Raw genomic sequence first — 16,196 nt, 5'->3', positions numbered from 1 at the left:
AGATAATATTTTTTTAGCAATACATTCTCCCATGTTCACAAATTAGTTGTATTTTTGCCCAAAATAGTGTTTTCATGGAAAAGAATAAAAAATTCATCATTGCAATAGCCGCTTTAATAGGTGTTATCGGTATTATTTCATTCTTGGCATTCAACGAATTCCGCAAGAATAAAGAAATGACAGAACTCTTTGCTATAGAAAAAGAGGAAATGGAAAATGAATATAATACGTTCGCAACCCAATACGATGAACTTCAAATACAAATCAGCAACGATTCTTTGCGCGAAAAATTGGAAAGTGAAAAGTTGAAAACTCAGCGCTTACTGGAAGAATTGCGCCAAGTAAAGAGTAGCAACGCTGCCGAAATTATGCGTCTGAAAAAAGAACTGAAGACAGTGCGTGCCGTATTAAGAAGTTATGTAATGCAGATAGACTCTTTGAATAAAATAAACGAAGCCTTAACTAAGGAAAATCAAGAAGTCAAGACCAAATACAGTGCTGCAACTGTACAAATCAGTAATCTGGCTGCAGAAAAGAAAAACCTGAACGAAAAAGTATCTTTAGCTGCTCAGCTCGATGCAACCAACATTGTAGTCACCCCGATGAATAAACGAGGTAAAAAAGCTAAAAAAGTAAAAGACGTAAAGAAAATCGCCATTACCTTTACTATTGTAAAAAATATCACAGCAGAAACAGGTAACAAAACTCTATATTTACGTATAGCAAAACCGGACAATGACATCCTAACTAAAGGGAATACTACATTCTCTTACGAAGACAGGAATATTTCATATTCTATAAAAAAATACATTGAGTATACCGGAGAAGAACAAAGTGTAACTGTATATTGGGATGTAGAGGAATTCCTTCCAGCAGGTACATACAATGTATATATCTTTGCTGATGGAAATATGATTGGACAGAATTCATTTCAAATGCGCTAAATAGCATGAAAAAATATCCTATTTATCTTTTAATCAGTCTTCTTTTGCCATCCGTTTTTTTAGGCTCGTGCGGAGAAGATCGCTCAGGAGAGTATTATGCGCTGATTGCTGCCAAAACATGGATTTATGAAACCATGCAGCAGAATTATTTATTTTATGAAGATCTGCCGGCAGAAGATAATATTGATTTTTTCAAAAAACCTCAAGAGTTTTTGTCTTCCGTCGTATCTGACAAAGATAAAAAAGGTTCTGTCATTTTCTCACATATAGATTCTGTTTACCAAAGATCAAGAGTAGAAACGACATCACCTTCTTTTGGATTAGAAGGTACAATAATACGTTTGGAAGATGGGACTAATGCAGTCCGTATCTTATATGTACAGGATCAGTCTCCTGCTAAAGAAGCAGGTTTAAAACGAGGAAGCTGTGTTATTGCTGTAGATAGTCAGAAAATTACCAACAGTAATTACAGCCAATACTTTCAGTACCCTACCCAGTCTTATCGATATATGCTGATTACTCCCCATACGGCAACAGGAGAAAACGATAAGCAAGTTTATGATACTTGCGAAGTACAAATGCCAGCCCCACGTATCGTAGACCAACCAAGCGTCTTCCTAACTAAAAACATAACCACAGAAGGAGGACGAAAAGCATTTTATATCTTATACAACAGTTTCGAAACCGAAGAAGAAGATAAACTAAAAAGTGCATTTGCAGAGGGTATGAGTACATCTCCCAACGATGTAATTTTAGACCTTCGATACAATCCAGGGGGATATGTATCTACAGCCGTATTACTCAGTAGCATGTTGGCACCATCTAGTGCAAGTGGACAAACATGCCTAAAGCTGATATACAATAACAAAATCAATAAAGAAGAAACGATTCCGTTTCAAGAGGGTATAACAGGTTACAATTATGAAAACCTATATATCATTACTTCAGGAAATACGGCATCTGCATCAGAAATGGTCATCAATTGTCTCCGACCTTATTTAGGAGATAAACTCATTCAGGTAGGAGAAGCAACATTCGGAAAAAATGTAGCGCAAAGCCTCTTTACTACTCCCGAATACCCCGAACTGGAGTTTTGGCTGACAACGGCTTATCTTAGTAACTCAAAAGGAGAATATGACTATTTTACCAGCGGCTTGACTCCTGCACACCAAGTGGCAGAGAATCCTGCAGAGAAATTGGGGGAACTGGGTACACCGCAAGATACCTTGCTTTATTCTGTAATGTATCACATGGATCACCACTCATTTCCACAACCACCGCAGCCGGAACAACCAACCACTTCCAATAAAAAGAGCAGGGTAATCTACAATCCGATTGCTTCGAAAGTAAAATACAACAAACTCCCCTAAACAGATAATACACATATTCCCTTTAAGACAGATTCTATATTTGAAAAACTGTCTTAAAGGGAATATTTAAATAAGGTTGTTTCAACAATCTTTTCAACCTTTTGCCTTGGTAATTTGTTAGAATAGCGATATATTTGCAATATTGCATAAGCAACTAAACATTAAAGCTAAATTGGCAATGAAAAGATTTACAAGCTTCCTACTCCTATCTCTGTTCACCGTAGGTACATATGCCCAACGGATACTTAATCTGGACAGTTGCCGAGCCCTAGCTCTTACAAACAACAAAGAATTACGGATCGGCCAAGAAAAAATAAATGCTGCACACTATCAACGTAAAGCGGCATTTACCAATTATTTGCCCAAGATTGATGTAATGGGCACATACATGCATACACAAAAGGAAATTTCCTTACTGAGTGACGATCAAAAACAATCTATCAGCCACATTGGGACCTCTACTTCTGCTGCCTTAAAAGAAATGGCAGCCAATAATCCTATATTATCCACATTACTCCCGGCACTTCAACCATTGGAAGGAGGTTTGAACAGTATGGGGCAAGGCCTGGTTGATGCACTTCGCACAGATACAAGAAATCTATATGCAGGTACAGCTACCCTTACCCAACCACTCTTTATGGGAGGTAAAATCATAGCGTATAATAAAATCACCAAATATGCCGAACAACTTGCCCGCTCACAACATGCCACAGGCATGCAAGAGGTCATTCTGAATACAGACCAAGCCTATTGGCAAGTGATTTCACTCACCAACAAGAAAAAACTGGCAGAAAGTTTTCTTAAGTTGGTGCAAAAGCTGGATGAAGATGTAGATAAAATGGTAGCCGAGGGAGTAGCCACCAAAGCCGACGGTCTTAGTGTGAAAGTAAAAGTCAATGAAGCAGAAATGACACTTACTCAGGTAGACAATGGATTAAGTTTATCAAAAATGTTACTTTGTCAGTTATGCGGTCTACCCTTAGACACTGATTTGCAACTGGCCGACCAAAATATGGAAAATTTAGCCTTACCTGCAACCTATACAGAAAGCAATATCGATTTAGCATTGGCCAACCGTGAAGAATTGAAAAGTCTGGAGTTAGCCAGCAAAATCTATCAACAAAAAGTAAACGTTGCACGTTCGGAATTTCTCCCCACAGTAGGCTTAACAGCCAACTATCTCGTCAGCAATCCCTCTTTACTCAACGGATTTGAAAACAAGTTCAGAGGTATGTGGGGAATCGGAGTCGTAGTTAAAATTCCAGTATTCCATTGGGGAGAGGGAATTTATAAAGTAAAAGCAGCCAAAGCTGAAGCCAACATTGCCCGATATCAGCTTGAAGACGTGAAAGAAAAAGTAGAATTACAAGTTACCCAAAGTTCTTACAAGGTTAACGAAGCAGCTAAAAAACTGGCTATGGCCGAAAAGAATATGGAAAAAGCAGAAGAAAATCTACGATATGCAACTTTAGGCTTCAAGGAAGGAGTAATACCAACCAGCAATGTATTGGAAGCACAAACAGCATGGCTTTCTGCACAATCTGGTAAAATTGATGCACAGATAGACTTAAAAATGAGTGAGATTTACTTAAACAAATCAATGGGAACATTAAAATAAAAACAATATGGCTGAAAAAACTCAACGCAGCAACATAATGCTGGCATTTTTTACATTAGCAGCAGTAATCATACTTGTTAGCATCATCGGATTTCTGACTTTAGGTAAAGGCACAGAAATCATACAAGGACAAGCAGAGGCAACAGAATACCGTGTTTCAAGCAAAGTACCTGGACGTATTCTGAAATTTTTGGTCAGCGAAGGAGATAATGTACGTGCCGGAGATACTTTGGCGATTCTTGAAGCGCCCGATGTATTAGCTAAATTGACACAGGCACAGGCAGCCGAACAGGCAGCTATTGCATTAAACGAAAAAGCAGAACGAGGTACACGTGCCGAGCAGTTACAGGCAGCCTACGAAATGTGGCAAAAAGCAAAAGCCGGACTTGAAATTGCAGAAAAATCATACAACCGTGTCAACCGATTGTTCGAAAGTGGAGTCATGTCTGCACAGAAACGAGATGAAGCCAAGGCTCAATATGATGCAATGGTAGCTACAGAACGGGCAGCCAAAGCACAATATACCATGGCCAAAAACGGTGCACAAAGAGAAGACAAAGCAATGGCTGCCGCTCAGGTAGAGCGCGCCAAAGGAGCAGTTGCAGAAGTTTCCTCTTATATTGAAGAAACCGTTTTGATAGCCTCTGCCGATGGAGAAGTAACTGAAATATTCCCTAAAGTAGGAGAATTGGTTGGAACAGGTGCCCCCATCATGAATGTAGCACAGCTTAATGACATGTGGGTTACATTCAATGTCCGTGAAGATTTCCTGAAAGACTTTACCGTAGGCGGAGAAATCAAAGCCTACATCCCGGCTTTGGAAAAAGAAGCAACATTCAAGGTTACCTATATGAAAGATTTAGGTACATACGCTGCCTGGAAAGCAACCAAAACTACCGGACAATTCGATTTGAAGACTTTTGAAGTAAAAGCCAGACCAGTACAAACTGTAGAAAACCTGCGTCCGGGTATGTCGGCTATTATAGAAAAATAAATAGAATTATATGGCTATAACCATTCATAAACGTATACTTTTGATTGCAAAGCGTGAAGTTTTCCGCATTGCAAGCAAGCCCATGTACCTCTTCTGCATGGTGATAGCACCGATATTTTGTTATCTGTTCTTCACCACACTGATGGGAAAAGGTCTGCCGACCAATCTGCCGGCAGGAGTAGTCGATCTAGATAACACCGCTACAACCCGAAACATCATACGGAATCTTGATGCGTTCCAACAGACAGAAATCGTTGCGCATTATGCAAGTTTCGAAGAAGCTCGTAAGGCTGTACAGCGAGGAGAAATCTACTCGTTTTACTACATCCCTAAAGGAACCACAGAGGAAGCATTGTCCAGCAGACAACCTAAGGTTTCTTTTTACATCAACTATTCGTATCTGATAGCCGGTTCATTAGCCTATAAAGACCAGCGAACCATGTCGGAACTGGCGGGAGCTGCAATTGGACAAGCAACCTTATTGGCACGCGGAGCTACAGAAAATCAGGCAATTGCTTTTCTTCAGCCCATTATAATCGATACTCATGCCCTAAATAATCCGTGGCTTAATTATTCTGTATATTTGTGCAACACTTTACTGCCGGGAGTGTTGATGCTACTTATTTTCTTAACCACAACTTATACATTAGGAGTGGAAATAAAAGAAAACACAGCCAATCAACTAATGAAAATGGCCGATAATTCAATTGTCACTGCTGTAGTTGGAAAGTTATTGCCACAGACGATTATATTTTTTATTTCGGTCAGTTTCTATAATGCCTATCTGTACGGTTTCCTGCACTATCCCTGCCACAGCGGTATTCTTCCCATGCTCCTTGCCGGATTGCTGATGGTATTAGCCTCACAAGCCGTGGGAGTCTTCTTTTTCGGCTTGTTTGGAAGTATGCGCCTTACTCTCAGCGCATCCTCTCTATGGGGAGTATTATCTTTCTCCATTTCCGGATTCTCATTTCCGGTAATGGCAATGCATCCTACTTTACAGGCATTAAGCAACCTGTTTCCACTGCGACATTATTTTCTGATTTATGTCGACCTGGCTTTAAATGGATATCCCATGGTATATGCATGGCATTCTATCGTAGCTCTGCTGTTGTTTATGCTTTTGCCTTTCTTTGTTCTGAAAAAGCTGCGCACAGCCATGTTGCATTATGTCTATATCCCCTAAAATTTATATTTCATGAAGAATCATTCTCTACTACATACCATCAGAGAAGGCCTTGCCGGACTATTTCATATCTGTCGGGAGGAACTGAAAAATACCATCAAAGATCAGGGAGTCTTGATTTTCTTTATTCTTGTTCCGATAGCTTATCCACTGGTATATGCTTTCATCTATACCAACGAAGTAGTACGTGAAGTACCTGCAGCCGTTGTCGATACAGACCGCTCGGCACAGAGCCGTGAATTTTTACGTAAAGTAGATGCCACGGCCGACGTACATATCGTATCATACTGTGCCGACATGGAGGAAGCCAAGCAATTACTGAAAAACGGAAAAGTATACGGAGTAATTTATATTCCTGAAAGCTTTAGTCATGATCTTGCAAAAGGAATCCAGACCCATGTAAGTTTATATTGCGACATGAGTGGTATGCTCTATTACAAAGCTTTGTTAGTAGCTTCCACCGATGTATCTCTACACATGGGAAAAGAAATACAGATACAACGTTTAGGAAACACTACTGACAGACAAGATGAAATCAGCACTACCCCCATAGCCTATCAGGAAGTTTCTCTGTTTAATACGCAAAACGGCTTTGCCAGTTTTCTGATTCCGGCTGTACTGATTCTTATCATACAGCAAACCCTGTTGTTGGGCGTCGGGTTATCTGCCGGAACTGCCCGCGAAAAGAACAGCTTCCGTCATCTTGTTCCGTTCAACAGAGAATATCGGGGAACATTACGTATTGTATTAGGAAAATCGATAGCTTACCTGCTGGTTTATGCAGTAGTTTCGGCCTATATATTGTGTGCAGTACCCTATATGTTCAGCCTCATCCAACTGGCAGAACCTGCTACCCTACTGGCATTCACAGTACCGTACGTATTGGCATGTATCTTCTTTGCCATGACTTGCTCCGTATTCATACATCACCGCGAATCGTGCATGATGATTTATGTATTCACCTCTGTTCCTCTCCTCTTTATTTCAGGAATATCGTGGCCCGGAGCCGCCATTCCTAAATTTTGGGAAATCATTTCATGGATTTTTCCTTCTACCTTCGGTATCAGAGGATTTGTAGGCATCAATTCCATGGGAGCCACTTTACAAGAAATTCAGTCAGATTATTTCGCCTTATGGATACAAACCGGTGTCTATTTCATTACTGCCTGCATTGTATACCGCCGGCAGATACTCTTAAGCCGGCATAAAGCCCTGGCAAGACTACAACAATACCGGAAACGTAAAAAATAAGACCTTAGCCGGACATAAGCTCTCTTATGTTTGGCTTTTATTTTTATTAACAAATGAGTCTTAGTAAATAGGAAGGAATAGCGTAGCTTTGCAATAAATATTATGCAACAATCTATGAGACTATCTATACTTCTGTTTTTTATCTGTAGTGTTACCTTATTACAAGCCATACCAGCTCCCAGCGAAAAGACCAGCTTCCGCATAACGATACTCAAGTCGAGTGGAGAACCCCAGCCCGGCATTGTATTGAAAATAAAAAATAAGACTTTGGAATACAGAGGAAATGCAGAAGGGGTTATCTCTTTCGAATATGATGTGAATTCCAGTTTTTATCGCACGGCAGAATTGTACCTTCCTACTGACATGGAGACAATCCAGTCTTCTTTCTTACTGACTGAAGCCGTAGCCGACACAACACTGTACATAGACAGTCCGAAAGAAATTGCAGCATTACAGCAGGCAGGTACAACTTTTCCTATAGAAGGTCTGATAAGTACAGCCAATGGAGAACCTCTTACCGGAGCAACTGTCAGCATACAGGGCACAGGACGCACTGTACAAAGTGACGAAATAGGCCTTTTTCACATCGAAGCAGATTACAACCATCCTATTGTGATTCGCGCCAAAGGAATGGAAACCCTTTCATTGGAGATTACCCGTTTTCTGCAATTTGGTGAAGAACCTCTTCCTATCGTCATGCCTAAAAAAGGCTCCGACCGCATCTATCGAAGTGTAGAGCAAATGCCGCGTTTTCCGGGAGGCATGAAGGCAATGAGAAACTACATCAACCGAAATCTGCAATATCCCAAACAAGCACAAAATGCAGGTATTGAAGGAGTAGTCGGGGTACAATTCATTGTAGAGAAAAACGGAGAAATTACTGATCCGATTATTGTACGCCATTTAAACGATGAACTGGACGAAGCAGCTTTACATCTGATACGTACCATGCCCCGATGGATTGCCGGGAAAGATCATGGCACCCCCGTACGATGCAAGTATTCTATTCCCATCCAGTTTAAACTACCTAAAAAAGAACCTGTTGTAGCTGGTTCTACAGGCGTAGATAAAACTCAAAAAACAACTTCCAGCCAAGAAGTTGCAAAAAAGATATTACCTGTAGCTTTGCAAAAAGCGCTTCCCATCAATCTGCTGCCTGATTTGAATATTGAATGGACAGAATATTTCCGCCCCCAAGCTATTGAACTGTCCTGGCCGCATGCACTCAAGTCGAAAAAAGGAAAGCGCCGCCGCTAATCAAAATGATACAGAAGATTAATCAGTTCGAATACAACCACATAAAGTATTTATTCCTATACTGATTTGTAACCGACGACGTCGGCTCTATATTTAACGGCATCGATTATAAAAACAACGACGTCGATTGTAGAGCCGACGTCGTCGGTTATACTACATATCCAGTAAAAAACTTTATCCCAAACAGTAATTTATACGACTTAAACAACCGTTTTTTCCAACAAAATACCGACATTTGCAACAAACAGATATGAATTACCGATATGTTACGTAAAATCAGAATCGCGTTTGCAGTCGTATTTTTTACCCTCATCACCCTACTGTTCCTCGACTTTACAGGAAGTATTCATACGTGGTTCGGGTGGATGGCAAAAATTCAGTTTTTACCTGCCTTACTGGCTTTGAATATTGGAGTTGTCGTTCTCCTGATAGTACTGACCCTCGTAGTAGGACGCATCTATTGCTCCGTTATTTGCCCGTTGGGTGTACTCCAGGACATCATCTCATGGAGCAGTGGAAAACGGAAAAAGAAAAAATACCGTTTCACTTACTCAACCGAGAAAAAACTACTCCGGTATGGTGTACTGATTCTCTTTATCATTGCTTTAATCGGAGGTATCGGCTCACTGACGGCTTTACTTGCTCCATACAGTTCTTACGGCCGTATCGCACAAAACCTCTTTGCTCCTTTGTACGGATGGGGAAATAATTTTCTGGCCTATCTGGCCGAACGGGCAGACAGTTACGCTTTCTACCGTACAGAAGTCTGGCTCAAAAGTCTTCCTACTTTCTGTATAGCTCTTGCTACATTAATCATATTGATAATCCTGGCATGGCGCAACGGAAGAACTTACTGCAATACCATCTGCCCGGTAGGCACCTTATTGGGCATATTATCCCGATATTCACTGTTCCGTCCGGTTATACACACCGAGAAATGTAACTCATGCACGCTTTGCTCACGCAAATGTAAAGCCTCTTGTATCGATTCCAAAGCACACCATATTGACTACAGCCGGTGTGTAGCTTGCATGGATTGTATAGATGTGTGCAAGCATGGAGCCATCCGTTTTCAGTATCGCTTCAAGAAAACAGCTCCACAGCAGTCTAAAGAAACACTCAAAGGACAACCGGCTGATCAGGCACGCAGACAGTTCCTCTCCGTTACAGCCGGGCTGGCAGCTACAGCTACTCTTAAGGCACAAGAGAAAAAAGTTGACGGTGGGCTGGCTGTCATCGAAGATAAGAAAATACCCGAACGCAAGACAAGAATCGTACCTCCGGGAGCACTCAGTATCCGTCATTTTGCCCAACACTGTACTGCCTGCCAGTTGTGTGTATCGGTCTGCCCCAATGAAGTACTCCGTCCTTCTAGCGGACTGCTCACACTGATGCAGCCGGAAATGAGCTACGAACGAGGATATTGCCGTCCGGAATGTACCCGTTGCGCAGATGTTTGCCCCGCCGGAGCCATACGCCCTATCAGCAAAGCTGACAAATCATCTACACAAATCGGACACGCGGTATGGATTAAGAAAAACTGCATACCTCTGACCGACGGAGTAGAATGTGGAAACTGTGCCCGTCACTGCCCTGCAGGAGCTATACAGATGGTACCATCAGATGCAGCGAATCCTCAGTCGCTTAAAATTCCGGTAGTCAATACCGAACGCTGCATAGGATGTGGAGCCTGTGAAAATCTGTGTCCGGCACGCCCGTTCAGTGCCATTTATGTAGAAGGGCATGAAATACACCGGACTCTATAAGCGCAACCGAAAAACTGGAATGAAAAACTTAATGGTTTGATATATGACAAACAAAAAACACATATCCCGACGAGACTTCTTTAAGCTGACCGGAGCAGCCGGAATGGCAATTGCCGGATGGACGGCATGCAGCCGTTCTGCACAGCAAGCAGCATCCGGTGAAACGACAAAAGAAATCCCAACCGATCAGATGACTTACCGAACCCATCCGAAAACGGGAGAAAAGGTTTCTATTTTAGGATATGGATGCATGCGCTGGCCTACCATAAAGAGAGAGAACTCCAAAGAGGGAGAAGAAGAAATTGATCAGGAAGCGGTCAACCAGCTGGTCGACTATGCCATTGCGCATGGAGTCAACTATTTTGATACGTCTCCTGCCTATTGCAAAGGCCAGTCGGAACATGCTACCGGTATTGCATTGCACAAGCATCCGCGAAACAAGTATTTCATCGCAACAAAGTTATCGAACTTTGCTCCTTCCACCTGGAGCAGAGAAGCTTCTCTGGAGATGTATCATAACTCATTCAAAGAACTGCAAGTAGACTATATAGACTATATGCTGCTGCATGCAGTGGGAATGGGCGGAGGAATGGAAGAGTTCGAGGCACGGTATATAAAGAATGGTATGCTCGATTTCCTGGTAGAAGAACGAAAAGCCGGACGCATCCGTAACTTGGGTTTCTCTTACCATGGCGATATCAGAGTATTCGACTATCTGCTGTCTCAGCACGACAAATATCAGTGGGATTTTGTACAAATACAGATGAATTACCTCGACTGGGAGCATGCCAAGGAAATCAATCCACGCAATACCAATGCCGAGTATCTGTATGGAGAACTGGCAAAACGGAATATTCCTGCCATTATTATGGAACCTCTGCTGGGAGGCCGTCTGTCGAAAGTACACGACCATATTGTGGCACGCCTCAAACAGCGGGAACCAGAACGGAGTGTAGCTTCATGGGCCTTCCGCTTTGTCGGTACTTTCCCCAATGTACTGACAGTATTGAGTGGAATGACTTTTATGGAACATTTACAGGACAATTTACGCAGCTATTGTCCATTACAGCCTCTTACACAGGAAGAAACACAGTTTCTGTATGATACAGCCGACTTGATGATGCAATATCCTACCATCCCGTGTAACGACTGTAAGTATTGTATGCCATGTCCATACGGAATCGACATTCCTTCTATTCTGCTACATTACAACAAATGTGTCAACGAAGGAAATGTTCCCGAAAATGCACAGGCAGAAAACTACCGGAAGGCACGCAGAGCTTTCCTCATCGGATACGATCGTAGCGTTCCCCGTCTCCGGCAAGCCAATCACTGCATCGGTTGCAAACAGTGTATTTCTCACTGTCCGCAAAGTATAGACATTCCTAAAGAGTTGCACCGCATTGATGCCTTTGTAGAAGACTTGAAACAAAATAAACTCTGAAACAATGAAAGAAATTATTGATTTACTGCATACGCAAAAATGCTCGTGTGTAATAGCGGGAGCAGCAGGAGAAATAAGAAGCTTTCATCAGCGAGGAGTAGCCGACCTGTATACTCTGCTCTGTCAGGAGCCTCAATTTCTACACGGAGCCTCTGTGGCCGACAAGGTAGTGGGAAAAGCAGCTGCAGCATTAATGGTCAAAGGACAAATCAAGGAACTGTATACAGATACCATCAGTACTCCGGCATTAAAGTTGCTGCAGGCAGCCCATATTCCGGTAGAATATACACAAGCAGTACCTTATATCTGCAACCGCGACAATACCGGCTGGTGCCCGCTGGAAACACGCTGCTACGAAGAAGATTCCATCGATATCCTGTTTACCATTATCGACCGGTTTATTAAAAGCAAAATCTAACAAATTCATTCATAGAAATGGAAACAACTGTAAAACTATACACACTCTCTTATAAACAGAGCAAAACCTATCTTACAGCCGCTCTGTTTGTATTGGGCAACATCATATTGCCTCAGCTCTTTCATCTGATTCCACAAGGAGGAGTTACATGGCTCCCTATTTACTTTTTTACCTTAATAGGAGCCTACAAATACGGATGGCAGGTAGGAATACTGACAGCCCTTCTGTCTCCACTTGTCAATTCATTTTTCTTCGGTATGCCTGCTCCGGCAGTATTACCGACTATTTTACTGAAGTCCATTCTACTGGCCACAGGGGCAGGATTTGTAGCCGGATATTTCAAAAAAGTATCTTTGGGACTACTTGTTCTAATTGTTGCTTTTTATCAGATATTCGGTACTTTGGGAGAATGGATGATGCAAGGCGATTTTTATCTGGCTATTCAGGATTTCCGTATAGGCATTCCCGGTATGCTGCTTCAGATAATTGGAGGTTATTTGTTTATTACTCACTTTATACGTAAATAATTATGTTTGGACTTGGTACTCAAGAATTATTATTCATCATACTCCTTATTTTATTATTCTTTGGTGGTAAAAAAATTCCAGAACTCATGAAAGGTTTGGGAAAAGGTGTACGCAGTTTCAAGGAAGGAATGAAAGAAGTAGAAAAAGATTCCGACAAGACTGATAAGACTGATGACAGCGCATCCAAATAAAATAGAAGAAGAGAACTGCATACAGCCCGAAGGGATGTCTTTTTGGGAGCATCTGGACGAACTGAGAGCATCGTTGATAAAAATCATTATTGCCACAATTGCATGTAGCATCATTGCCTTTTTATTCAAAGATGAAGTATTCTCCATTATCCTTGCTCCCAAAAACGATCATTTTATTACCTACCGGTTGCTGAACATGATTAACCGGTGGGCCACAGGAATGGATTCTACGGGATTTTCCGTCAGTTTAATTAACACCGGCCTGGCCGAGCAGTTTATCATCCATATGAAAACTTCTCTCTACACCGGACTGTTGCTTTCTTCTCCTTACATATTATACATCTTATTCCACTTTATCTCCCCAGCCTTATACAGTCATGAACGAAAGTATTCGGTTCGGGTAGCAGGAGGTGGCTATATCATGTTCATGGCAGGTGCTTCACTGAACTACTTTCTTATTTTTCCCCTTACTTTCCGCTTTTTGGGTACTTATCAAGTCAGTACGGAAGTAACCAACATGATTTCCCTACAATCTTATATGGATACTTTACTAATGATGAGCCTGTGGATGGGAATTCTGTTCGAACTTCCTGTAATATGCTGGTTAATGGGAAAATTGGGAGTGCTCTCCGCTTCTTTCATGCGACGTTTCCGAAAACACTCCATTATTGTCATTCTCATTATCGCTGCCATCATTACTCCTACATCCGATGTGTTTACACTTACACTGGTCAGTTTCCCTATTTGGATTTTGTATGAGGCAAGTATCTGGATTGTAGCCAAAGTACATCCCGACTCACAGAAATAACCGTTCTCAGGCAACCATAAAAAGTGAAGGACAAGTATATTTTTTCCAACAGCCTACATTTATTTGAATCTAACGGAAGATTACCTGCTGTTATTTATACAAATTATCTAACTTTGCGTTTAAACCATAAACGAGTAACAATGAAAAAACTTTTTGTACTTTTTTATCTGTTGGCTTGCATTCTGACAGGAGCGCAGGCACAGCAACATGTTACGCTGAAAGATGTAGCACAGGGTACTTACCGTGCAAAAAATATCTATGGCATTAAACCCATGCTGGACGGCGAACATTATACCCAAATAAGCAGTGACGGAAAACGAATCGTGAAATATTCGTTCAAAACAGGAAAAGAAGTAGATACTGTATTCGATGTAACTACTGCACGCAACTGTACATTCAAATCGTTTGACGACTATATTCTTTCGCCCGACGAAAAACGGATTCTGATACAGACAGAAACCCAGCCAATTTACCGCCGCTCGTTTACTGCGGTATATTATATTTTCGATGTAAGAAACAACAAGGTGACTCCTCTTTCCGATAAAGGAGCACAGCAGGTTCCTCTATTCTCGCCCGACGGAAACCAGATTGCCTTTGTGAGAAACAACAATATTTTTCTGGTCAAACTGCTGTTTGGAAACAGTGAGTCGCAAGTAACCAAAGACGGAGAATACAACAAAGTACTGAACGGTATCCCCGACTGGGTATACGAAGAGGAGTTCGGATTCAATCGTGCCTTCGACTTCAGTGCCGACAGTCGTATGATTGCTTATATCCGCTTCGACGAGAGTCAGGTTCCACAGTTTTCATTCCCTTTGTACAAAGGAGCTTTTCCTTCGAACGAAGAATATGCAAGCTACCCGGGAGCATACAGTTATAAATATCCCAAAGCAGGGGAAGTAAACTCGAAAGTAACTGTACATACATTCGATATCAAGAGTCGTGTAACCCGCCAGATGGACCTTCCGCTCGATACAGATGGATACATTCCACGTATCAAGTTTACTTCCGACCCGGAAAAACTGGCTATCATGACTCTGAACCGCCATCAGAACCGTTTCGACCTTTATATGGCTAATCCCCGCAGTTCACTTTGCAAGCTTGCCATCCGCGATGAAGCAGAACAATATATCAAGGAACAGGCTTATTCCGACATCGCTTTCTATCCGGAACATATCGTAATGATGAGTGAAAGAGACGGTTACAATCATCTGTATTTATATACCATTGCCGGCAATCTGGTAAAACAGATTACCAAAGGACAGTTTGAAGTGAAATCGTTCTTGGGATGGGACCAAAACAACAATATCTTTTATTATAGCAGCAATGAAGAGAGCCCACTCCGTAGTGCCGTGTATAAAATCGATGCAAAAGGGAAAAAGACCAAACTGTCTTCACGTACAGGAACTAATGAGGCTATTTTCAGTACCAATCAGAAATACTACATCAACAAGTATTCAGGTATAAAGACTCCAACTCTGATTACCATCAACGACAACAAAGGAAAAGAATTGACTACTTTGCTGGACAATGCAGAACTGAAAGCTAAAGTCAGCAGTCTGAATATGCCAAGTAAGGAATTCTTTAGCTTCAAGACTTCAGACGGTGTGGAACTGAACGGATGGATTATGAAACCACACAATTTTGATGCAAACAAGAAATATCCGGTCATCATGCACCAGTACAGCGGACCAGGCTCTCAGCAGGTACTCGACCGCTGGAACATCGGCAGTATGGGTGATGGAGGTATGTTTGAAGCATATATGTGCGACAAAGGATACATCATGGTATGTGTAGACGGACGTGGAACAGGTGGACGTGGTGCGGCTTTCGAAAAATGTACTTATCTGTACTTAGGAGTAAAAGAGGCACAAGACCAAGTGGAAACCGCCCGCTATCTGGGTACACTCCCCTATGTAGACGGTAAACGTATCGGTATTTGGGGATGGAGTTTTGGAGGTTACACCACACTGATGTCTATGAGTGAAGGTTCTGCAGCCTTTAAAGCGGGAGTAGCCATTGCAGCCCCCAGCGACTGGAGATTTTATGATACCATATATACCGAACGTTTTATGCGTACGCCGAAAGAAAACGGAGAAGGATATAATGCCGGTTCCGCTATCTTAAGAGCACCGCAAATGCAAGGAAAACTGTTGCTGATTCATGGTACAGCCGACGACAACGTACACTACCAGAACTGTGCCGAATATAGTGAGGCACTGGTACAGGCAGGTATCCAATTTGATATGCAGGTATATACCAACCGTAATCACGGCATATTCGGAGGAAATACCCGCAACCATCTGATGAACCGTGTAGCAAACTTCTTTATCAATAACCTTTAATAAAAAGTTCTTGGGCCTCCGGACACTGAAAAGCATCATTCACTTTTCAAGCCGAAAGCCCAAGAATTTTACTTTTA

14 protein-coding genes are annotated in these 16,196 nt (G+C 41.9%); all 14 read left to right on the top strand.

Translation table 11 applies throughout. The features are described 5' to 3' along the window. Positions 1–74: 74 nt before the first annotated feature. Positions 75–944 carry a hypothetical protein gene (locus O6P32_RS03165; RefSeq protein WP_269876766.1) on the top strand — a complete coding sequence of 290 codons (870 nt, stop codon included), beginning with the start codon at positions 75–77 and terminating at the stop codon, positions 942–944. A 5-nt stretch (positions 945–949) separates the two neighbouring features. Then, positions 950–2,314 (top strand): S41 family peptidase, encoded by a 1,365-nt coding sequence (locus O6P32_RS03160; protein WP_269876765.1) that lies wholly within the window; start codon positions 950–952, stop codon positions 2,312–2,314. A 178-nt stretch (positions 2,315–2,492) separates the two neighbouring features. Continuing rightward, a complete protein-coding gene (locus O6P32_RS03155) occupies positions 2,493–3,932 on the top strand; it encodes a TolC family protein (RefSeq protein WP_269876764.1) in 1,440 nt (479 codons plus the stop codon). Positions 3,933–3,939: 7 nt separating this feature from the next. Continuing rightward, positions 3,940–4,926 (top strand): HlyD family secretion protein, encoded by a 987-nt coding sequence (locus tag O6P32_RS03150; protein WP_269876763.1) that lies wholly within the window; start codon positions 3,940–3,942, stop codon positions 4,924–4,926. 10 nt (positions 4,927–4,936) lie between these two features. Beyond that, on the top strand, positions 4,937–6,112 hold the full coding sequence (locus O6P32_RS03145; RefSeq protein ID WP_269876761.1) for an ABC transporter permease: 1,176 nt from the start codon (positions 4,937–4,939) through the stop codon (positions 6,110–6,112). 12 nt (positions 6,113–6,124) lie between these two features. Next, positions 6,125–7,363 carry an ABC transporter permease gene (locus tag O6P32_RS03140; protein WP_269876760.1) on the top strand — a complete coding sequence of 413 codons (1,239 nt, stop codon included), beginning with the start codon at positions 6,125–6,127 and terminating at the stop codon, positions 7,361–7,363. Positions 7,364–7,477: 114 nt separating this feature from the next. Beyond that, entirely contained in the window at positions 7,478–8,620 is a 1,143-nt protein-coding gene (locus O6P32_RS03135) for a TonB family protein (RefSeq protein ID WP_269876759.1), read from the top strand. 263 nt (positions 8,621–8,883) lie between these two features. Next, the gene (locus tag O6P32_RS03130) at positions 8,884–10,386 is read left to right on the top strand and encodes a 4Fe-4S binding protein (protein ID WP_269876758.1); all 1,503 of its coding nucleotides are present in this window, start codon (positions 8,884–8,886) and stop codon (positions 10,384–10,386) included. Between the two features lie 43 nt (positions 10,387–10,429). Further along, on the top strand, positions 10,430–11,830 hold the full coding sequence (locus O6P32_RS03125; protein WP_269876757.1) for an aldo/keto reductase: 1,401 nt from the start codon (positions 10,430–10,432) through the stop codon (positions 11,828–11,830). Positions 11,831–11,834: 4 nt separating this feature from the next. Next, positions 11,835–12,248, top strand: a complete 414-nt coding sequence (locus O6P32_RS03120) for a DUF1893 domain-containing protein (RefSeq protein ID WP_269876756.1) — start codon at positions 11,835–11,837, stop codon at positions 12,246–12,248. Positions 12,249–12,265: 17 nt separating this feature from the next. Further along, on the top strand, positions 12,266–12,775 hold the full coding sequence (locus tag O6P32_RS03115; protein WP_269876755.1) for an ECF transporter S component: 510 nt from the start codon (positions 12,266–12,268) through the stop codon (positions 12,773–12,775). 2 nt (positions 12,776–12,777) lie between these two features. Continuing rightward, on the top strand, positions 12,778–12,966 hold the full coding sequence (gene tatA / locus O6P32_RS03110; protein WP_178266267.1) for a twin-arginine translocase TatA/TatE family subunit: 189 nt from the start codon (positions 12,778–12,780) through the stop codon (positions 12,964–12,966). Then, positions 12,947–13,774: a twin-arginine translocase subunit TatC gene (gene tatC, locus O6P32_RS03105; protein ID WP_269876754.1), complete on the top strand. Its 828-nt coding sequence runs from the start codon at positions 12,947–12,949 to the stop codon at positions 13,772–13,774. Before tatA ends, tatC begins: the two co-directional genes overlap by 20 nt. 140 nt (positions 13,775–13,914) lie before the next feature. After that, entirely contained in the window at positions 13,915–16,119 is a 2,205-nt protein-coding gene (locus O6P32_RS03100) for a S9 family peptidase (RefSeq protein ID WP_269876753.1), read from the top strand. Positions 16,120–16,196 lie beyond the last annotated feature (77 nt).

The sequence above is a fragment of the Phocaeicola acetigenes genome, assembly GCF_027529745.1.
In the GTDB taxonomy this organism is placed as follows: domain Bacteria; phylum Bacteroidota; class Bacteroidia; order Bacteroidales; family Bacteroidaceae; genus Phocaeicola; species Phocaeicola acetigenes.
The sequence above is the reverse complement of the archived record's forward strand: the minus strand, read 5'-3'. Positions and strand labels throughout refer to the sequence as shown.